Below are 19,031 nucleotides of genomic sequence, written 5' to 3'. Positions count from 1 at the left end.
GCCCCGCACCGCCCACGCCTCCGCGCGACACCGCCCACCCCTCCGCGCGCGCCCGCTTTGTGCCGTTGGCCCCGGATCGCCCCCACCCCACGGCCCGGAATCACAACTTCCGCACATCCGGGGACCGTTGGACGACTTGATGTGACGTGCCCATGTCGGCAACCTGTCACCTGGCGCCCACCCGTGCGACATCCGGCGCCGCAACCATGGCCGCGCCCCGCCGGGGTCGCACGGCCACCACCCCCCGCATCCAGGGAGCCCCTCATGGCCCTCATACCCTCCGTCTACGCGCGTCGAATTGGCGTGCTCGCGTCAGCCTCCGCGCTCGCCGCCCTGACCACCCTCGTCAGCGCCCCGACCGCCCAGGCTTCACCGCCCACCCCGATCAGCGCCGCGGCCGCCCGTTCGTACCTGGCCACGGTCACGCCCGCGGCGGAAGGTTCCCTCAGCGGCTACAGCCGTGACCTGTTCCCGCACTGGAGCACCGTCTCCGGTACCTGCAACACCCGCGAGACGGTCCTCAAGCGCGACGGGGTGAACGTCGTACAGGACTCCGCCTGCGCCGCCGTCAGCGGCAGTTGGTACTCCGAGTACGACGGCGCCACCTGGACAGCGGCGTCCGACATCGACATCGACCACATGGTCCCGCTCGCCGAGGCCTGGCGTTCGGGCGCCTCCTCCTGGACCACGGCCAAGCGCCAGCAGTTCGCCAACGACCTCACCCGCCCGCAGCTCATCGCGGTCACCGACAACGTCAACCAGGCCAAGGGCGACCAGGACCCCGGCAAGTGGCTGCCCTCGCGCACCGCCTACCGCTGTACGTACGCCCGGATGTGGGTCCAGGTGAAGCAGTACTGGGGCCTGAAGATGGACTCCGGCGAGAAGACCGCCCTGTCGAGCGTGCTCAACGGCTGCTGACGGCTACTACCGACGCCTGCCGACAGCAGCTGCCAACGCCTGCCGCCGACTGCCACTGACGCCCGCTCACTACTGCTGACGGTTGCTGACGGCAGCCCGGCCGGCCACCGACCCGACCCGCCCCGCCTCCCCCTGGCGTAGGCCGATCTTTCTCCCCCGCCAGGGGGAGGCCAGGCTCCCCCTCCACCCCTTACCGTGATCCAAGGGGACATGAAGGAGGGGGAGTCTCATGGCCGGACTGCGTCTGGGGCCGCTGCTGCGTTACGTCGACTGGGACACGGGCGGCGCCGCCACCATATGGGTCGAGGCGGACCGCCCGTGCATGGCCGAGGTGCGGTGCGCGGACGGGGCGGGCGGCCGTGCGCACACCTTCCAGATAGAGGGCCACCACTATGCGTTGGTCCCGGTCACAGGGCTGACCCCCGGCACCACCACCGAGTACGAGGTCCGGCTCGCCGGGGACCCGGTGTGGCCGCTGCCCGACAGCGGTTTCCCGCCCAGCACCATCACCGCGCCCGCCGTCGCGGGGCCCGGACGGCCGGCTCCCGGGCTTCGGGTGACGTTCGGATCGTGTCGGCAGGCCGCGCCGCCCGCCGACCGTCGCGGGCCGCACGGCGCGGACGCGCTGGACACCCTCGCGGCGCGGCTGGCGGCCGATCCGGAAGCGGTCAGACCGGACGTCCTGCTGTTGCTCGGCGACCAGGTGTACGCCGACCACCTGTCGCGGGCGACCAAGCGGTGGCTGGCGGCCCGCCGGGACCTGCGCGAGGCGCCGGGCGCGCAGGTCGCGAACTACGAGGAGTACACCCGGCTGTACTACGAATCCTGGCTGGACCCGGAGATCCGCTGGTTGCTGTCGACGGTGTCGAGCCTGCACGTCTTCGACGACCACGATGTCATCGACGACTGGAACACCAGCGCGGCCTGGCTGGCGGAGATGCGGGCGACGCCCTGGTGGTCGGAGCGGGTACTGAGCGGGTTGATGTCGTACTGGGTGCATCAACACCTCGGGAACCTCTCACCCGCCGAGTTGGAGGCCGACCCGCTGTACGAAGCGGTACGGGCAACCCCCGACGGGACGGACGCCCTGCGTGCCTTCGCCGCCGTGGCCGACGCCGATCCGGGCTCGGCCCGCTGGAGTTACCGGCGGGACTTCGGCCGCTCGCGGTTGCTGATGGTGGACACGCGGGCCGCGCGGGTGCTGGCCGAGGACCGGCGGGCGATGCTCGACCCCGCCGAGCAGGAGTGGCTTCGGGACAACGCCCTGGACGGGCACGGCGGCTATGACCATCTGCTGATCGGGTCCTCGCTGCCGTGGCTGATGCCGCCGTTGATCCATGACGCGGAAGTGTGGAACGCCGCCCTGTGCCGCGGGGAGCGGGGGCCCCGGTGGGCGCGGATCGGGGAGGATCTGCGGCGGCGCAGCGATCTGGAGCACTGGGCGGCTTTCCCCGAGTCCTTCGTGGCGTTGAGCGATCTGATCGAGGAGGTGGGGACGGGGCCGCGGGCGCCGGCGACGGTGTGCGTACTCTCCGGCGACGTCCATCACGCGTATGTGGCCGAGCCCCGAATACCGAGTACGGCGCGGGTGTTCCAGTTGACGTGCTCGCCCGTGCACAACTCCATCCACACGGCCGTGAAGTGGGGTTTCCGGCTGGGTTGGTCGCGGGTGGGGCGGTGGTTGGGGCGCGGTTTCTCCCGGCATGGGCGGACGGGTCGGCCGCCGCTGAGTTGGCGGCGTACGGGTGGTCCCTGGTTCGGGAATCAGCTGATGACGCTGGAGTTGGCGGGTCGCACGGCCCGGCTCCGCCTGGACCAGGCGCGGACGGGGTGGGGGCGCGGGTCGAAGGCCCGGCTGACGGCCGTGTTGGATCGCGAGCTCACCGAACCGCGATGAGCTGAGCGCTGACGTGGGCGTCCGAGCTGAACGCCGACGTGCGCGTCCGGATGAAGCGACAAGCCGTATCCACGTACCCCGGGAAGTCGTCGTATCGTCACCCCGGGGATCCGGGAGGTCACTCCCGGGCGTACGCTGTCTGGCTGTCAAGCCGCCCCTGCCGCTCCCCGCGACGACGCGGCGCTTCGGACTGGGGAGTACCACTTGCTTGAGACTCTGGGGTCGCTGACCACAAGCCCCTGGATTTACGCCGTGGTGGCGGTGTCCGTGGTGCTCGACGTGTTCCTGCCGGTGTTGCCGAGCGGAGTATTGGTGATCACCGCGGCGGCCGCCGCGGCCGCGGCAGGAGCCGCGGGTTCGTCGACGCCGGTTCCCGAGCAGGTGCCGGACATCATGGCACTGCTGGTGATCGCGACGTCGGCTTCGGTGCTGGGTGACATGGCCGCGTTCCGGTTGGCGCGGCGCGGGGGTGCCCGGTTGGACCGGGCCATCGCCCGTTCCCGTCGGCTGAGCCGGGCTCACGAGCGGCTGGGCGTGGCGTTGGCGCGTGGCGGCGGCGCCCTGGTGGTGATCGCCAGGTTCGCCCCGGCCGGCCGGTCGGTGGTCTCGTTGGGGGCGGGCAAGACCCAGCGCAAGGTCAAGGAGTTCCTGCCCTGGTCGGTCCTGGCGGGCATGACCTGGGCGGGGTACAGCGTGGCCTTGGGCTATTTCGGTACGCAGTGGCTCGGTACGGCGTGGCTGGGTACCGCGGTGTCCTTGATCGCGCTGTTCGCCGCGGGTTCGCTGGCGGCGTTGCTGCTGCGCCGCCCGGGACCGGGTCCCGCCGCGGCGACCTGAGCCCCGCCCGGCCAGGGCACCCGTGGCCCCGGGGGCATCCGTGGGCGCGGGGGGCATCCGTGGGTGCGGGTCGCCCGTACGGTGGCCCGCTAGCCCGGGTGGGGGTGGTGCGTCACCCGTTCACCCGACAGCGATAGCCGCCTCCGGTCGGGGCTTCTAGCGTCCACAGCACGGTGCGCGACCGAATCCGCGTCACACCCGTGCCCTGGCCGCGCCGTTTCGAGGAGCCCGAGGAGTTCTCTCCATGCCCGCCACCCGCATCCGGCACCACCTGATGAGAGGCGCGGCCGCGACGCTCGTCGTCGCCGCCGTCACACCCGTCACCCTGGCCTACGCCCGCCCCACCGCCACCCTGTCCCCGTACACGGTCGCTCCCGGCGGTCGGGTCAGCCTGAACGTCCAGGGCTGCGGCACCAAGACCGGCCGGGCCACCTCTCCCGCGTTCCCCGACGTCCAGCTGACACCGGGCAACCTGGAGGCCACCAACCTGTTCGGCAGCGCCACCGTCTACCGCAACGCCCGCATCGGATCGCACCCCGTCACCTACGAGTGCGGCGGCAGCGGCGGCGAGCGGGTCACCGTCACCCTGAACGTGGCCACGGGCGCCGCCCGCGGCGGCCTGGGAGGCAGCATCGACACGATGAGCCCGGGCCAGATCGCCCTCGGCGGGGTACTCGCCGCGGGCGCCCTCGGCGCCGGCGCGTGGGTGATCCGCCGCCGTACGGAGCGGACCGCCTGACCGGCGGGAGTGGCCGCAGGCCCCGCCCACCGCGGGACCCGCACCACTCCCGGCACAGGTCCGCCCCGCATCGGGCCCGCCCAGCTCAGGAAGCGGCGTGGGCTCCCCTGACCTGAAGTCCGTCCAGCAGGTCCCGGGTAGCGTCGGCGACCGCGTCGACGGCCGCGGCGAACACCTCCTGATTGTGTGCGGCGGGCGCCCGGAAGCCGGACACCTTGCGCACGTACTGGAGCGCTGCCGCGCGGATCTCCTCCTCGGTGGCCTTCTCGGGGAGAACGGGCGGGCGCAGGGTCTTAATGGAACGGCACATGTCTCCACTATCGCGCTACCGAGGCAGCTCGGCCCCGGAAAGCTTCATGATCAACCCGGCTTGCAGCCGCCCCCTCAGCTCGGGGTCGGCGACCTCCTCCAGCAGCCCGACGGCCCGGGCCATCGACTCCGCTGCCCGCCTGTCGTCCCGTAGCGAGGCGGTCTGGTCGGCCATGTGCCGGAGCGCGATGTCGGCCCGCCGGTGGAACAACTGCCCGACGAGGGTGACGACCAGCCCGACCGAACTGGTCACCACGCCGAGGTACAGATCCCCGCTGCTCTCCGCCTTCCACACGGCCAGCGCCACCCCCAGCAGCAGGATGGTCGCGCCCACGCCGGCAAACCGCTGGCTGGTCACGAAGCTGCTCCGCGCCTGCGTCAGCCCGTAGGCGTAGTACTCGACGAGAAGGGGGGTGAAGTCATCGTGCCGATCCCCCGACAGCGCGGGCCCGACCGTCCGCGGCGCGAGCCGGCCGGTGTCCCCGTACCCGGTGTCCCCGTACTTGGGATCGCGCGCCTCCGGCTCAACCGCCGCCTCCCCCCGCGTCTGCGCGAGCAACCGCGCCCGCTCCGCGTCCCGCCGCCGCTCGAACGCCGCACCCGCGGCCCGCTCCGCCACGACGTACACCGCGCCGGCGACCAACACCGCGACCCCCGCAACGACCCACTCCCCCATCCCCCGACCATCCCACGCCCCCAACCCCCCGCCAAGACGGCGAACCCGCCCTTCCCACAGCGCCGGCAATCAAGACCCGAACACGAAGACCCCAACCACAACCGAAGACGGCAGCACCCAAGACCAGCACCACCCAAGCCCCTTGGCCCGCTGCGGGAACTGATCGAAGCAACCACCAAGCGGCGCACATGGAGCCGCGCATACCCTCGGCGCCATGGATGCCTTGTGGACGGCGGTGATCGCGGCCGGCTCCGCCGTCGTGGCCAGCGCGACGACGGGCTGGTTCACCACGGTCGCCGCGCGGACACAGGCCCGCCTGAATCGCGAGATGCAGGTGGCCCAGCTTCGTCATACGCAAGTCGAGCACAGGTACCAGCAACGCCGTGAGGCGTACGCCGAGTACGCGAAGGCCGCCGGCATCCTGCACAGCCGGATCGGCGACATGGTCGCGGTCGCCGGAGACCCGGATGCGTTCTCGCTGCTGCTGGACGAGGCGCGGGCAGACCGGGCCGTGCTCTTGAGCACGATGCACATCGCCTTCCTGGAAGGCCCCCAGGCGGTCGGCGTCGCCGTGCGGGAGCTCTACGAAGCGGTGAACGGCTTCTGGAGCGCGGCCCGCCGACTGAACGACGCCGTACACGCCGGCATTCCCGCCCACGTCGCAGAGCACCGCGTGTTGACGGACCAGCGCCGATTACAGGCGCGGTCAAGCCGCGACGCCTTCATGGAGGCGGCCCGCCAAGCCCTGACCCCCTCACCCGACACACCCGCGTAGAGAACGCCCAGACTCCCCCGGATCCCGCGCCGCGCGAAGACGAGCTCAACACCCGGACCCACACTCAGAGCCGACTACCCCTGCGGACCGAGCTACCGCCAGCTCGGCCATGTGGTGACCTCGACGTGGCATGTGAAAAGACCCCCAACCGCGATCGGTTGAGGGCCTTCGCCCAGGTGGGCGCGGACGGTCTCGAACCGCCGACATCTGCTTTGTAAGCTCGCCCAGGCCCCCCGACCTGCCCGCTTGCCCCCGGCCTCGGTCCACGTGCAGAACTGCCCACAGCTGTGTGAGTCCATCCTCGTTGATGTCACCCGTGGATGTCAGATACCGGGCCATGCGCGGTCTGTGCTCCTGTGCCCTCTTGCGCGCCTGGCCTGCTGCCCACACCTTGGTGAGCGTGCAGCTCGGCGTTCTGACCACGCAGGGGGAGGGCGACACATAGTGAGTTCAGCGACACCTTGGGCCACCAAGACGTTCGGCGCCGTAGCCAGCCAGCTGGCCGAGACCATCCCTGCCTGCCTCATGGAAGCCCACGACAGGGCCCGTCACGGGCACGAAGGGGTCCACACCCAAACCCTCGAAGCCTACGGCCACGGGCTCCACGCAGCGCAGTACGAGGCACTCGCGGCCGGCCTGACACCGTTCGAAGGCACAACCTCGCGTCGACTACAGGGTCGCACCGTGATGCTCATCGGCAGCAACGCGATCTATCCGATCCGCTACGCGAAGAAGGACGTCCCGGTTACTGAGGCACGGCTCCGGAAGGCTGTCGGCTTCCGAGCCGACCTGATCCGCCGCCACGGCCCAGAACCGATGCAGCAAGCCTTCGACCTCGGTCTGGACGAGCTGAACGAAGAACACCTGCATCCGGACGTGGCCCTGCTGCCACCCGACCTCCGCCTGATCATCGTCGCGTATGCCTGCTCGATGGAGCGGGGCGTGATGCGGATCGAGTGGGGCGCCGCCGAGCTACGGCGCGAGGACCGCTATCTCATCTGGCACACCCATGAGTCCCTGCTGCCACCAGCCGCTCCTCGCGCCGCCTAGTCTCAGCGCCTAGATCAGTCACAACTGACACCTCACATTCCTGACCTGCGGTCGTCAAAGTGGGTCAACGAGCGTCCTCGCACGACCCCGATTCGGCCCCACATGATCGGTAGGTCCTCGCCCGATCTGACCACACCTGCCGCCCTTGCCTAGTCCGGGCACCCGTTTGTGACGACCGGTGCTACCGCGACCGCGCCGCTGATGTCAGGCAACATCCCGCACTGCCCACGATTCCGCATTTACCTCACGCGAGCACGGTCTCGACGATACGATGCGCCGCATGAGGGATATCGAAGGACAATTCTCGGGCACTCCATACTTGGTTTCCTCCGAAGCCGCTTCACTTGCGAGGTTCTCAACTGTCCAAGAGAAGGCCGAGCGATCTCGCGAAAAGTCAATATCCGTGCAAGGGCGGATCGCGACAGAAAGTCAGGAGCTATTCGAGCCCTACGTGCGGGCCATCAGGAGTCGACTGGTGGCAGAGAGCAACCGGATCGAAGGCTATGAATGGTCTTACTCGCAGGTCGCGGAAGTCTCGTTGACGTACAAGGAGCTCCTTGAGGCGCCCATCGGCTCGCTGATGCAGGCAGTGCGCCAAGACCCCAGAGTCTACGAAGCGCTCGGCCTCTACAAGGCTCACCAGATCGCCGACGATTGGGCCCGGGCGTCAAGCCGCCCTCACGAATACGAGATTCGTTCCCTGCACGCCTTGATCACCAGTGGCGAATCACACGCCGGAAGGTATAAGGCGCAGGGAAATGAAATCGGAGGAACCAGCCTGCGCACGGCCGACCCCTGGGACGTTTCCCTAAAGATGAGGGAGTTGTCGGACTGGTGGCAAGGGTGCTCGGTTAACCCTGCGCTAGAGGCAGCAGTTGTTCACGCCTGGTTGACGCACATTCACCCATTCGAAGATGGAAACGGTCGAATGGCCCGGATCCTCGCCAACATGGCCCTCGCGCGCAACGGCTTCCCGCCCCTCCTAATTCAGTCCGGGGTTGATCGAGGTCAGTACTACGACGCACTCGCGGAGAGTGACGAAGGGGATCTTCTCCCGCTATACGATCTGTTCGTTAAGATCCTGAACAGGACCGTACGGTTGATGGCTAAGCCTGACTACGTCCGCGACATCATCAAAGATAGACTCCTTACGACATCGCGCAATCGATTCAACCTCTGGAAGCCGATTCCCGAGATATTCTTTAATTCACTCTCCGGTGAACTAAAGCGGCAAGGTTGGTCCATCCTTCTTCAAGGGTATCCAGATCTGAATTCGTTCGCCCTACTGGAAGAAGGGGATGCGGCAGGGAATTCATGGTTTGCGAAGGTTCTTGATCGAGACAGGGCCCCAAAATGGCTGCTCTGGTATGGATTCACAAGCGACAGGATGCGGGACCTGATGGGTGACATGCCACGCTATCCATCGATCTTCACGTCCATTCGAGACGAAGATCCAAGTAGCGTTCACCCATACAGGCCATTTCAGCCGGGGGGAGACTTCCCCGACGAGATTGTGCTTCGACCAATGGAAAGGAAGCCCGTTCTCTTCAGATCCGGGTACGAGGTCGACGAGCTCGACATGGCAACGGCTGCACGGTACATGGCGGATGCGCTTGCTTCGTAGGCCGCGAGATTCCGACTTCTAGCGTAAACGTCACCGAATCCACTAGCCGCAGCACCTGCTGTCATCCCGTCTGCCGTCGTCCCGCACGTAGTGGTAGCGGGGCAGTCGTCAGGGGCCCAGGTGGAGCGCCCTGCTGGACGAACGACCTGGGCCCCTGGCGGCTGGTCTGCTACGGCTTGCCCTGGGACGACGGCAGGCGGGATGACAGCCCCCACCCCGAACCACAATGCAGCCGCAGTCGCACGACTGGCCCCCGCATCCCAGGGTCAGAGCGCCCCCGCCGGAGGCATCGTCTTGACAGGCTGCTTACCGATCAGGCCGGGCTCATCCAATCCATCAAGTCCTTAGCCATTGGCGCGCGGCCGGTGTCCCGGGCTGGAGCGGGGCGCAGACAGGAGCGCAGGCCCGGGGCGACGGGCGCGCGACGCCACCTTGGCGGCGGAAGCGCCCTTGATGAAGTAGGGAAACTCTTACCGCGCCATGGCCCCTGCGGCTGCGAGGGCAACTCGGTTGGCATCGATACACGCCGCCGGTTCGCTCAGTGGGCCTTCGATGAGAGCGCCAGCGATCGGGGGGAAGTCGGTTGCTTCAGCGCCCGTGAGGCGGTAGCCGGAAGGGGCAAAGCTGCATCCTTCGTTCAGGCGCCACCCACGGCTTCCGAAGGCCGGACCGCGAAGACCTCGGACATCTGCTTGAACACCTGCCCGGGGGTCAGCCAGGCATCCCGGTCGACTCCCCCAACGTGCGCTCGATCCCAGCGGAGGGCTTGCTCGGGAACCAGGGCGACCATGCCCCTGGTGTACTTGCATACCTGGGTCAACTCGTGCGCCATCACTACCACTACGACTCCTCCCAACGATGCCGGCGGGTGATTCGGCTGCACGACGCGCGTCATGGGACACGGCGTTGTTGACCGCCGCCGGCGCGCTGCTCCGGGTCGTGGTGGAGATCCTCGGGCACTCGCAGATCGCCCTCACCATGGACGTGTACGCCCACGTCGTGCAGGACACGCAGCGCGAGGCCATCGGGCACATGGACCGGCTGTTGAGGCAGCGCCCCGGCCGTCCCTGACCGCTCCCGTTGATGTCAGATGTGGATGCAAAAGGCCCCCCGCCGTGATCGGCGGGGGGTCTTTTCGCTGGTGGGCGCGGACGGTTTCGAACCGCCGACATCTGCTTTGTAAGAGCAGCGCTCTACCCCTGAGCTACGCACCCGTGGATGAGTGGACAGCCTACATGCCGGGCGCACCCCCCACGCAAACCCGTTCCCGTGGGGGAGAATGGAGCGGGGCATGGCGGACGCGGTACGGGAGAGGGATTGTGACGACGGCATCCCGGCGGTGGTTCGGCGGGCGGGACGAGAGCAGGCGGGCGGACGCGCAGGCGGCGAAGGATGCCGCCGCGGCGGCCTTCTACGACCTGGACACGGCGCAGCGGGATCTTCGAATCTCGATCGAGACGATCGCGGCGGCGGACGGTTCGCCGGACGCGTTGCGGGTGACGGAGGGGTTCGCCGCGCTCGGGCGGCGGATCGACGAGGTCAGCCATGTGTACATCGAGGCGGTGGACGCTCACGACCTGGACCGGGTCGAGCTGGAGGCCTCGGTCGCGGCGAGGGCGACGCAGGAGCTGACGCGGGCTCGGGACGAGTTGATCCGGGTCAAGGGTGAGCTGGAGCGGTTCGAGCAGGGGTTGCGGCCGCTGTTGGACAAGGCGGAGACGCAGTTGGCGCGGGTGGCGCCGGCGCGGGAGCGGGCGCGGGCCGCGCTGCTGGCGGCGAGCAACGCGTTGGACGAGGTGCGCGGCAAGGGGATGCGGGCGGACGATCTGGCGGCGCGGTTGGCGGCGCTGGGTCCGGAGCTGACCAAGTTGAACCAGGGCGCCGCCCTGCACGGGGTGCAGGAGACGGTGCGGCGGGCGGACCGGATCCTTCGGGACGCGGAGGGGATACGGGCCGAGGCGGCGCGGTTGCCGGAGCGGGCGGCCGAGATCGATCGGCGGCTGGTGAGTCTGCGGACCCGGGCGCAGGCGTTGCGCAATCGGGCGGACCGGGTGGATCCGGTGCTCAGCGAGTTGCGGCGGCGGTTTTCGGCGGCGTGTTGGCAGGACCTCCAGCATGTGCCCGACGAGGCGGTTCGGGAGGTCGCGCGGGCGGAGGAGCGGCTGGTCGAGGCGGGCCGGGCGCGCGATGAGCAGCGGTGGTCTGACGTGGCCGGGTTGATCGAGGCGGTGCGTGGTTCGTTGGACGTGACCGACGAGGCGGTGTCGGCGGCGCAGGACCGGCTGACGCGGCTGGAGGCGGTGGCTCGGGATCCGCAGGAGGAGGTGCGGCGGACTCGGTTCGCGATCCGGGACGCGCAGCGGCTGGCGATGGAGGGCCGCAGCGTGCCCGATCCGCGGCACGCGGGTCCGTTGGACGAGTCGGTGGCGCGGATGGATCGGGCACTCGCGGGGTTGGAGGGGCGTCATCCGGACTACTGGCATTTCCTTCAGGAGATGGAGGGGGTGCGTGCGTCCGTGAACCGGGTGGTCGCCGACATCCGGGAACAGCGCGGCCACGGATGAGCCGCCGCCCCTGAGTGTCCGCACCTGATCACCCGCCCCTGAGTGTCCGCCCTTGATCGTCCGCCCCTGATCACCGGCCCCTGATCACCCGCCCCTGACCCGTCTCGCCACGTGCGCCGCGCGCATGCGACACCGCCGAGGTTGTCCGGGGCGGCCGGGCGGCGGATGCTGGGGGTGGGGGGAGTACCTGCGGCTGCCGCCTCCGGGCGCGCGGACCGAGGCATCCGAGGCAGAGGAGGCCGGATCATGGCCACCACCCATACGGGGCCGCGCGTGCGTCGGCCGGTCCGTACCCGGCTGGACGAGCACCTTCCCGTGGATCACCGTTTGAGCAGGGTGTACCGGGTGGGCGCGGGTCTGACCGGGGTGTTGTTGATCGTCTTCGGGATCCTGGGGTTGATCGACCGGATCGGTTTCTTCGACACGGGCGGCGACACGGTTCTCACACTGAACACGAACGGGGCGTTGAGCGTCCTGTCGATCCTCGTCGGCCTGCTGCTGATCTGCGGGATGGTGGTGGGTGGGAACTTCGCCTCGACGCTGAACATCGTGTTGGGTGTGCTGTTCATCGCGAGCGGGTTCGTGAATCTCGCACTGCTGGACACCGGGATGAACTTCCTCGCCTTCCACATCCCGAACGTGCTGTTCAGCTTCGTGGTCGGCGTGATGCTGATGTGGTTCGGGATGTACGGGCGGGTGGGCAGCGCCCTGCCGCACGACAATCCGTACTGGCGTGCGCGCCACCCCGAGGAGGCGGCCCGCGAGCAGCGGGCGCGGTCCAGGAGCGGTTTCCGCGGATAGCCCCCCTGGTCGTAGATACCCCCCTTATCGCGGATGGCCCCTGGTCGCGGATGGCCCCCTGGTGCGGAAACCGGCGGCGCGTACGCCTGTGGTGGGATACCGGACGGCCTGCGCACTGCGTAGCCTGTCCGCATGCCTCGTTACGAATACCGCTGCCGGACCTGCGACGACACCTTCGAGGTGAGTCGTCCGATGGCCGAGTCGTCCGCTCCCGCCGACTGCCCCGCCGGGCACGCCGACACCGTGAAGCTGCTCTCCGCCGTCGCGGTCGGCGGGTCCTCGGGCGGCGCGCCCGCCTCCGCCCCCATGGGTGGGGGCGGAGGCGGCTGCTGCGGCGGGGGCGGCTGCGGCTGATACCGCCGCCCCGCGTCATTCAGGCCGGCCCCTGCGCGACAGCGTCAACGTCACCCAAGCGCCGTCACGCCTTGCCCGACAGCGTCAGGCCTCCGCCGGCGCCGTCACGCCTTGCGCGACAGCGTCAGTCCGTCCGAGATGGCCAGCAGCACGGATTCCATGCGGGTGTCCGCCCGTACGTGTTCGTTGAACGCGCGGACGCCCGCCGCCGAGCCCGTGGCGGATTCGTCGAGCACGGCCCCGTGGAACAGCGTGTTGTCGGTGACGATCAGCCCGCCGGGCCGCAGCCTCGGCACGAGTTCCTCCCAGTAGGCGATCTGGCTCTCCTTGTCGGCGTCCACGTAGGCCATGTCGATGTGCGGTTCCCTCGGCATGGCCGACAGGGTGTCCAGTGCCTTGCCGATCCGCAGTTCGACCCGGTCGGCGACGCCCGCGGCCTCCCAGGCCGCGCGCCCGTACGCCGTCCACTCCTCCGAGACGTCGCAGGCGATCAGCTTGCCGTCCGCCGGCAGCGCCTGTGCCATCGACAGGGAGGAGAAGCCGGTGAAGGTACCGACCTCGACGATGTGGCGGGCGCCGGTCAGTCGGACCAGGAAGGCCAGCAGTGGCCCCTGTTCCTCGGCCGACTGCATCCCCGCGCTGTCCGGGAACTTCTCGTAGGTGGTCGCGACGAGCCCCCGCTGGACGTCGTTCAGCGGGGGGTTGTGCGCGAGCACATAGCGGTACAGCTCATCGGTGATCTTGGTGCTGTTGCCCTTGGTCATGGGTACCAGTCTGCCGAGTCAGCGGCCCGCCGTACCGGTCGCTCGCCCGAAAGCCCGGACGATTTCCTCGCCGGCGAGGACGCCCGCCACGGTCAGGGCGGTGACCGACGGCGCGTTCCAGCCGGCGTCGGCGAGTTCGCCGTGTCCCGGTCGCCACCCGCGGTCGGCGGCCAGCAGCAGGTCGGCGTCCAGCAGCGAGTCGCCGGCGGCCAGGGTCGTGGTCGCGCCCGTGCGCCGGGCCACTTCCCGCATGGCAGCGCTCTTGGTCAGCGGGCGCGGAACCGCGTAGATCTTGCGGCCTTGGAGGGACACCGTCCAGCCGCGGGCCTCGGCCCACTCCGCCAGCGCCTTGAGCCACTCCGGCGGTACCAGGTCCCGCTCGACGACCAGGTACGCGAACAGGTCCTCCGCGATGCGTGCCTTGCGCAGCCACGCCGGGTCCGCGGTGGCCAGCAGGTGGGCGTGGACCTCCTCCAGGGGGGCGCATTCCTCGGCCAGTCGCGTCGCGACGTCCCGGCGCCAGTCCCGGTCCGGGATCCCGTCGACGAGCAGTTGTCCGCCGTTGGCGCAGATCGCGTACTTCGCCGGCCGGCCGGGGAAGCGGATGCGCTGGTACTGCTTGCGCGTGCGCGTCGTGGTCGGCACGAAGACGACGCCCGGGTCCGCGGACAGCTCCGTCAGCAGCCCCGCCGCCGTCTCCGTCATGTACGACAGCGGCTTGTGCTCGTGCACTTCCACGCACAGCAGCCGGGGGGCCACCGGGTCGGGCATGGTCAGCGCGAGGGCGGCCGTGGAGTAGATGAGCGTACGGTCGAGGTCACTGGCTACGAGGACGGTCACTTGGCGGACACAGCCTTTCCGTCGGCGCCGGTGGCGCCGCGCGTGAAACGAGGGTGGATGAGGCCCACGCACGTGTAGGGCAGCCCGTCCACTTCCTCGACCGGCACCCCCCGCTGCTCCGCGAGCAGGCGTACGTGGTCGAGGTCTGCCCCGGCGCCGCGCTGGGCCAGGATCTTCCACGGGACCCGGCGCAGGAGCACCCGCGTCGTCTCGCCCACGCCGGGCTTGACCAGGTTCACGTCGTGGATGCCGTACTCCTCGCTGATGCGTTCCACGGCCGCCCAGCCCACCCAGGTGGGGGTCCGGTCGGCGGCGAGCAGTTCCTTGACCTCGTCGGCGACGGAGTCGGCCACCGCGTCGAAGTGCGCGGCGACGGTGTCGACGAAGTCGACGGAGACGTCGGCTCCGGCGAGTTCGCGGTAGAACTTCGCGCCGTGGAAGTCGGTGGGGCCGACCAGGTCGGAACGGAGGACCGTGCGGGAGATGAGGCCGGAGACGGTGGAGTTGAGGCAGGCGGAGGGTATGAGGAAGTCCTCGCGGGTGCCGTACGTGGGCACGCAGGAGCCGGGGTCGGCGAGGACCACGATCTCCGGGTTGAAGCCGTCGAACTCCGCCAGGGCGGCGGCGAGCTCGCGGGTGATGGCGCCCTTGCCCGTCCAGCCGTCGACGAAGACGATGTCGGCGGGGTCGTGGTGGGCGGCCAGCCAGCGCAGCGCGTTGGCGTCGATGCCGCGGCCGCGGACGATGGACACGGCGTAGTGCGGCAGGTCGAGGCCGTGCCTGGCCTGCGCCCAGCGGCGCATCAGTACGCCGACGGGGGTGCCCGCGCGGGCCAGGGAGACCAGGACCGGGGACGGGGAGCGTTCCGCGAGGACGGTTTCGGTGACGGTGCCGACGGCGCGGGCGATGCGGGCCGCGGAGGCGGTCAGCGCGCTCTGGTACAGCTCCTGGTACGCGGGGGACGGCTGGTACTCCACGGGCAGGGACTCGGCGTAGTGCGCGCCGCCCGCCTGGATGGCCTCCTCGCGTTCCTCGGTCGGGGCCTCCAGTTCCACGTCGGAGAAGTCCTGGAGCAGCCAGCCGACGTCCTCGGCGGCGTAGGAGGAGAAGGCGGGCCCGCGCAGGGGCTCGGTCATGATCGGCTCCTGCCGCTCGGACGAGGTGGGGGTGTACGACGGTACGACGGCCAGCAGGACCCGCCCGGTGTGCGGGGCGAGCCGGGCCAGGAGCCCGTCGGGGGCGTGCAGGGCGGCGGTGTCGCCGTGGGAGTCGACGACGGCGACGACGGCGTCGAAGCCGCCCGCCGCGGTGTCCTGGACGTTGTAGGCGTAGCGGTCGCCGGGCCCGTCGGCCGGGGCGTCGTGCGCCGGGAAGACCAGGCGGCTGCGGATGGCGTAGCCGGGATCGTCGACGGCGAGCACGGGCGAGCGGGTGGTCGTGGAGAAGCGGACCTCGCGGGCCGCCCCGGAACCGGGCGCGGGTCGGGCGGCCCAGGACTCCTCCAGGGCCAGCGCGAGCCGCAGCGGCGCGTACATCAGCTCCTCGTTGCCGAGGACGAGGACCCGTACGGGTGCCGAGCGCGGCCCCGTCCCCGAGCCCGGGCCCGAGACCGCACCCGCGTCGTCCAGGGCTTCGTCCAGGGCTTCGTCCAGGGCCTCCGCGAGCCGCTCGGCGAGGCCGGGCAGGGCGGCCTCCAGCCGGGCCCGGTGCGCGGGGGTGAACCCGTGCCGGCCGCCGTCGGGCACCCCGGCGGGCCAGTCCAGTGCGACCCGCCGGACCGGGGCGGTGGAGGTGGACCCACTGACGCCCGAAGCCGCGGTGTCCTCGGCCGTCTCGTACTCCTCGACCAGCGCCTGCCCCTTGGCCAGCACCCCGTCGGGAAGTCGCACGGTCCCGGAGGCCAGGGCGACGAGGTCGACGCGGGCGCCCAGCTCGGCGGCGAACGCGTCGAGCCGGCCGCGGTCGGCCTCGGAGCGCATGTCCACCAGAGCGACCACGACGTAGTGCGCGCGCGGGTGGCGGGCGTGCAGGTCGCGGATGGTGTTCAGGACCGTGTTGCCGGTGGAGAACTCGTCGTCGACGAGGACCAGCGGACCGCTGCCGGCCAGCAGCCGCGGGTCCTCGGGCAGCAGCAGGTGCGAGGTGGCGTGCGAGTGGGCCTCCTCGAAGCCGCCGGCCTGCGCCACGCCCGCCACGGGGCGGCGGGTGGAGTGCAGGTACGGGGCGAGCCCGAGGCCGTCGGCGACGCTGTGGCCGAGCCCGGTGGCGGTCTCGGCGTACCCGAGGACGACCGCGTCGGCGGCGGCGTCACCGAGGAGCTCCCGCACCCGTTGCCCGAGGCCGAACCCGGCGCCGTGGACGACCGCCGGGGACCGCGGGACGTGCTTGCCCAGGACCCGGGAGACCAGCAGGTGGGCCCGCTTGGGGTTGCGCCGCAGCGCGAGCCCGAGCAGCTCCTCCAGCGGCGGCTCCCCGGACGCGCCCGCGGAGCCCGCCGCCGCGCCGTCCTCGCCCTGCTCCAGGCTGACGCCCAGCCGGTCCGCGACCCAGGTTCCCGACCACACCTCTTCGATCGTCTTTCCTCTCTCGTCTTGAACATCTTGGACGTCCTGAACATCCTGAACGTCCTGTTGAGCACCTTGAACGTCTTGAACGTCTTGAGAATTGTCGGCGGTCACGGGCGGTCTCACACCTGGAGCCCGGCCGTGAGCAGGTCGACGAAGCCGACCTCTTCGCGCGCCACACCGAAGACCTCCGCGCGCAGCATGGTGCGCTCGGCCCAGGCCCGGTGGGGCTTCACCTCGTTCATCTTGTTCGTGTAGGCGGAACGCATCACGCCGCCGCCGCCGCGCTCGGGGCGCAGGATGTCCTGGGCGTCGCTGAATTCCTCGTGGGAGACGACCGACAGGGCGTGGACGGGCGTGACGTGCGCGGGGTGGATGCAGGTCTTGCCCATCAGCCCGTTGGCCCGGTCGAGCTCGATCTCGCGCAGCAGACCGTCCAGGTCGTGTTCGATCAGGGCGGTGCGCAGTTCCTCGACGCCCTCCTCCAGGAAGGGGCTGCGCCGCAGCTGCGGCTTGAAGAGGCGCTGCTGGCTGCGGAAGTACTCCCAGACGGGTCCGGTGACGGTGAAGCCGGTGCCGTCGGCCCTGCTGAGCACGTTGACCACGTCGGCGATGACGCCCGCGACGATCTGCACGTCGTAGGCGGTCATGTCCGGGGTGCGGCGCAGTCCGTACGCGGAGCAGAAGTCGGTGACTCCCAGGCGCAGGGCCAGGACGTGCTCGCGGTGGCGGTTGACCGTGCGGGAGATGCCGGCGAGGGCCTCGACGCGGGTTTCCAGGTGCAGCAGGTCGGGGGTTTCGAGGACGGGCATGGCATACAGGCGGGACAGCCCGTGGCGGCTCTCGGCTTCGGCCACGGCGTCGAGGAAGGCGGTACCTCGGGATTCGGTGAACTTCGGGAGTACGAATCCGGCCAGGTGTCGGGCCGTACCGCCGAGCCGGCGCACCAGGTCGGGTATCTGCTCGGGCGTGCGGACGCGGATGAAGAGCAGGGGGAGCTCGTCGTCCTGCTCGTCGAGTGCCTCGAACTGACGGATCAGGTTCGTCTCGCCGGACCCGACCTCGGCGTCGCTGATGGAATCCTCCAGGCAGAGGACCATGGAGAGGACTCCGCGGGCGGCCTGTTTGCGGATGTCGGCGGCGAGGTGGGGCCGGGTGGCGGGACTGTAGAGGGTGGCGCCGAGTGCGGCCGCGAGCAGGCGGGAGGGGGAGGCGGCGGTGAACTCGACCGGCTCCTGGTGGAAGAGGTCCTTGCGGACCGTGGGCGATATGTGCCCGAAGTGACGCATGTGCTTCCCCCGTACTGCTTCGGCGGCCCAACTGACGTGGCCGGTAATAGTACGTACGAACTTGAGTCAAGAGTTCCTCAAGCACATGAAGTTCAGGTAACCCTCTTGCACCATGCCCAGCTCTTGCGTTCGGTACAAGGGCCAACGGGGGGCCGCATTGTCCAGGTCATGTCCGGGAGGGCAGGATGACGGGCATGACGCACGCGATGCAGAAGGGCTCGAACATCCCGGTGGCCGCCGTGGCGGTCCGGGCGGTGTTGCGGTGGACCACCGGGCCCGAGGTGCCCGACGTGGACGCCTCCGCGCTGCTCGTGGGGGCGGACGGGCGCGTGCGCTCGGACGAGGACTTCGTGTTCTACAACCAGCCCCGGCACCCCTCGGGGGCCGTGTGGCGACTGGGCAAGAAGCAGATCGGCGACGCGATCACGGACGCCGTGCAGGCCGATCTGCGCGCCGTGACCCCGGCCGTGGACCGGATCCTGGTGGTGGCCTCCGCCGAGGACGTTCCCTTCCAGCGGGTCCGGGACCTGCGGATCCTGCTGTACGACGCCACCCCGAGCGGCGGCGCCGAACCGCTGGCCTACTTCGAGGTGCACCCCGAGACGGGCGCCGAGACGGCCCTCATCTGCGGTGAGCTGTACCGCCGCGGGGACGGGTGGAAGTTCCGCGCCCTCGGCGAGGGCTACTCGGACGGCCTGGTCGGGCTGGCCACCGATCACGGGATCTCGGTCGACGAGAACGCCGAGGCCGCCGCGAGCCCCGCCGCCGGCCCGAGCGAGGACCGTACGGCCGCCATGCGGCCCCCGACCCCGCCGCCCGCTCCGCCGACCCAGGCCCCGCCCGCCGTCGAGCCCGCGTACGGGTACCCGCAGCCGGTGTCGCCGGCCCCGGTGCCGGGCCCGGGCGGCGATCCCACGTTCCGGCTGCCGGTGCAGGGCCCGCAGTTCATCCGCCGCTGATCCGGCTCGGGGCCGTCCCCGGGGCCGTCCCCGAGAACCATCCCGGGGACGGCCCGGGAGCGGCCCCGCGG

Annotated in this window: 17 protein-coding genes, 1 tRNA gene and 1 pseudogene; 12 read left to right on the top strand and 7 right to left on the bottom strand. The window is 70.3% G+C overall.

Annotated features, from left to right (window positions below):
* Positions 1 to 273 precede the first annotated feature (273 nt).
* From ADK55_RS12100 to ADK55_RS12085, 4 genes are all read left to right on the top strand, one after another.
* Positions 274 to 918: an HNH endonuclease family protein gene (locus ADK55_RS12100; protein ID WP_107089166.1), complete on the top strand. Its 645-nt coding sequence runs from the start codon at positions 274 to 276 to the stop codon at positions 916 to 918.
* A 229-nt stretch (positions 919 to 1,147) separates the two neighbouring features.
* The gene (locus tag ADK55_RS12095; RefSeq protein WP_053677903.1) at positions 1,148 to 2,815 is read left to right on the top strand and encodes an alkaline phosphatase D family protein; all 1,668 of its coding nucleotides are present in this window, start codon (positions 1,148 to 1,150) and stop codon (positions 2,813 to 2,815) included.
* A 204-nt stretch (positions 2,816 to 3,019) separates the two neighbouring features.
* A complete protein-coding gene (locus ADK55_RS12090) occupies positions 3,020 to 3,652 on the top strand; it encodes a DedA family protein (protein WP_078998814.1) in 633 nt (210 codons plus the stop codon).
* A 244-nt stretch (positions 3,653 to 3,896) separates the two neighbouring features.
* Positions 3,897 to 4,391 (top strand): hypothetical protein, encoded by a 495-nt coding sequence (locus ADK55_RS12085; protein ID WP_053677901.1) that lies wholly within the window; start codon positions 3,897 to 3,899, stop codon positions 4,389 to 4,391.
* 85 nt (positions 4,392 to 4,476) lie between these two features.
* On the opposite strand, the gene ADK55_RS12080 is transcribed toward ADK55_RS12085, so the two are convergent.
* Both ADK55_RS12080 and ADK55_RS12075 read right to left on the bottom strand, forming a co-directional pair.
* The gene (locus ADK55_RS12080) at positions 4,477 to 4,701 is read right to left on the bottom strand and encodes a DUF2277 domain-containing protein (RefSeq protein WP_053677899.1); all 225 of its coding nucleotides are present in this window, start codon (positions 4,699 to 4,701) and stop codon (positions 4,477 to 4,479) included.
* Between the two features lie 15 nt (positions 4,702 to 4,716).
* Positions 4,717 to 5,376, bottom strand: a complete 660-nt coding sequence (locus ADK55_RS12075) for a TRADD-N-associated membrane domain-containing protein (RefSeq protein WP_234350009.1) — start codon at positions 5,374 to 5,376, stop codon at positions 4,717 to 4,719.
* A 214-nt stretch (positions 5,377 to 5,590) separates the two neighbouring features.
* Between ADK55_RS12075 and ADK55_RS12070 the strand changes: the two genes are divergently transcribed.
* The 4 genes and pseudogenes from ADK55_RS12070 to ADK55_RS12055 form a co-directional block, all read left to right on the top strand.
* Positions 5,591 to 6,151 (top strand): hypothetical protein, encoded by a 561-nt coding sequence (locus ADK55_RS12070; protein ID WP_053677897.1) that lies wholly within the window; start codon positions 5,591 to 5,593, stop codon positions 6,149 to 6,151.
* A gap of 444 nt (positions 6,152 to 6,595) precedes the next feature.
* Positions 6,596 to 7,201, top strand: a complete 606-nt coding sequence (locus ADK55_RS12065) for a hypothetical protein (RefSeq protein ID WP_053677895.1) — start codon at positions 6,596 to 6,598, stop codon at positions 7,199 to 7,201.
* A 280-nt stretch (positions 7,202 to 7,481) separates the two neighbouring features.
* Entirely contained in the window at positions 7,482 to 8,825 is a 1,344-nt protein-coding gene (locus ADK55_RS36270; protein ID WP_159041358.1) for a Fic family protein, read from the top strand.
* An 865-nt stretch (positions 8,826 to 9,690) separates the two neighbouring features.
* A pseudogene (locus ADK55_RS12055) lies at positions 9,691 to 9,896 on the top strand (site-specific integrase); the annotation flags it as partial.
* A 68-nt stretch (positions 9,897 to 9,964) separates the two neighbouring features.
* Here the strand turns inward: ADK55_RS12055 and ADK55_RS12050 are convergent.
* Positions 9,965 to 10,039, bottom strand: a tRNA-Val gene (locus tag ADK55_RS12050).
* 21 nt (positions 10,040 to 10,060) lie between these two features.
* On the opposite strand from ADK55_RS12050, the gene ADK55_RS12045 reads away from it, so the two are divergent.
* The 3 genes from ADK55_RS12045 to ADK55_RS12035 all read left to right on the top strand — a co-directional run bounded on the left by ADK55_RS12045 (position 10,061) and on the right by ADK55_RS12035 (position 12,544).
* Positions 10,061 to 11,389: a hypothetical protein gene (locus ADK55_RS12045; RefSeq protein WP_078998819.1), complete on the top strand. Its 1,329-nt coding sequence runs from the start codon at positions 10,061 to 10,063 to the stop codon at positions 11,387 to 11,389.
* Between the two features lie 246 nt (positions 11,390 to 11,635).
* Positions 11,636 to 12,190: a DUF4383 domain-containing protein gene (locus ADK55_RS12040; RefSeq protein ID WP_053677891.1), complete on the top strand. Its 555-nt coding sequence runs from the start codon at positions 11,636 to 11,638 to the stop codon at positions 12,188 to 12,190.
* Positions 12,191 to 12,322: 132 nt separating this feature from the next.
* Positions 12,323 to 12,544 (top strand): FmdB family zinc ribbon protein, encoded by a 222-nt coding sequence (locus ADK55_RS12035; RefSeq protein ID WP_053677889.1) that lies wholly within the window; start codon positions 12,323 to 12,325, stop codon positions 12,542 to 12,544.
* Between the two features lie 104 nt (positions 12,545 to 12,648).
* On the opposite strand, the gene ADK55_RS12030 is transcribed toward ADK55_RS12035, so the two are convergent.
* The 4 genes from ADK55_RS12030 to ADK55_RS12015 all read right to left on the bottom strand — a co-directional run bounded on the left by ADK55_RS12030 (position 12,649) and on the right by ADK55_RS12015 (position 18,001).
* A complete protein-coding gene (locus ADK55_RS12030; RefSeq protein WP_053677887.1) occupies positions 12,649 to 13,308 on the bottom strand; it encodes an O-methyltransferase in 660 nt (219 codons plus the stop codon).
* Positions 13,309 to 13,326: 18 nt separating this feature from the next.
* Positions 13,327 to 14,148, bottom strand: a complete 822-nt coding sequence (locus ADK55_RS12025; protein WP_053677884.1) for a hypothetical protein — start codon at positions 14,146 to 14,148, stop codon at positions 13,327 to 13,329.
* Entirely contained in the window at positions 14,145 to 16,721 is a 2,577-nt protein-coding gene (locus tag ADK55_RS12020; protein ID WP_053677922.1) for a phosphoribosyltransferase, read from the bottom strand. The genes ADK55_RS12025 and ADK55_RS12020 overlap by 4 nt, the downstream gene beginning before the upstream one ends.
* Before the next feature lie 113 nt (positions 16,722 to 16,834).
* Complete coding sequence (locus ADK55_RS12015; protein WP_053677882.1) at positions 16,835 to 18,001, bottom strand: HpcH/HpaI aldolase/citrate lyase family protein; 1,167 nt, start codon at positions 17,999 to 18,001, stop codon at positions 16,835 to 16,837.
* A 194-nt stretch (positions 18,002 to 18,195) separates the two neighbouring features.
* Between ADK55_RS12015 and ADK55_RS12010 the strand changes: the two genes are divergently transcribed.
* Positions 18,196 to 18,960 carry a TerD family protein gene (locus ADK55_RS12010; protein ID WP_053677880.1) on the top strand — a complete coding sequence of 255 codons (765 nt, stop codon included), beginning with the start codon at positions 18,196 to 18,198 and terminating at the stop codon, positions 18,958 to 18,960.
* Positions 18,961 to 19,031 lie beyond the last annotated feature (71 nt).

This window comes from Streptomyces sp. WM4235 (assembly GCF_001279725.1).
Taxonomy (GTDB): domain Bacteria; phylum Actinomycetota; class Actinomycetes; order Streptomycetales; family Streptomycetaceae; genus Streptomyces.
This window is presented reverse-complemented; position numbering and strand designations above follow the sequence as displayed.

Bases quoted from the DNA above. Each gene is read 5' to 3' on its own strand.
- ADK55_RS12095 (WP_053677903.1), top strand. From the start codon at position 1,148: ATGGCCGGACTGCGTCTGGGGCCGCTGCTGCGTTACGTCGACTGGGAC.
- ADK55_RS12085 (WP_053677901.1), top strand. From the start codon at position 3,897: ATGCCCGCCACCCGCATCCGGCACCACCTGATGAGAGGCGCGGCCGCG.
- ADK55_RS12080 (WP_053677899.1), bottom strand. From the start codon at position 4,701: ATGTGCCGTTCCATTAAGACCCTGCGCCCGCCCGTTCTCCCCGAGAAG.
- ADK55_RS12075 (WP_234350009.1), bottom strand. From the start codon at position 5,376: ATGGGGGAGTGGGTCGTTGCGGGGGTCGCGGTGTTGGTCGCCGGCGCG.
- ADK55_RS12070 (WP_053677897.1), top strand. From the start codon at position 5,591: ATGGATGCCTTGTGGACGGCGGTGATCGCGGCCGGCTCCGCCGTCGTG.
- ADK55_RS36270 (WP_159041358.1), top strand. From the start codon at position 7,482: ATGAGGGATATCGAAGGACAATTCTCGGGCACTCCATACTTGGTTTCC.
- ADK55_RS12045 (WP_078998819.1), top strand. From the start codon at position 10,061: ATGCCGGGCGCACCCCCCACGCAAACCCGTTCCCGTGGGGGAGAATGG.
- ADK55_RS12040 (WP_053677891.1), top strand. From the start codon at position 11,636: ATGGCCACCACCCATACGGGGCCGCGCGTGCGTCGGCCGGTCCGTACC.
- ADK55_RS12035 (WP_053677889.1), top strand. From the start codon at position 12,323: ATGCCTCGTTACGAATACCGCTGCCGGACCTGCGACGACACCTTCGAG.
- ADK55_RS12030 (WP_053677887.1), bottom strand. From the start codon at position 13,308: ATGACCAAGGGCAACAGCACCAAGATCACCGATGAGCTGTACCGCTAT.
- ADK55_RS12015 (WP_053677882.1), bottom strand. From the start codon at position 18,001: ATGCGTCACTTCGGGCACATATCGCCCACGGTCCGCAAGGACCTCTTC.
- ADK55_RS12010 (WP_053677880.1), top strand. From the start codon at position 18,196: ATGACGCACGCGATGCAGAAGGGCTCGAACATCCCGGTGGCCGCCGTG.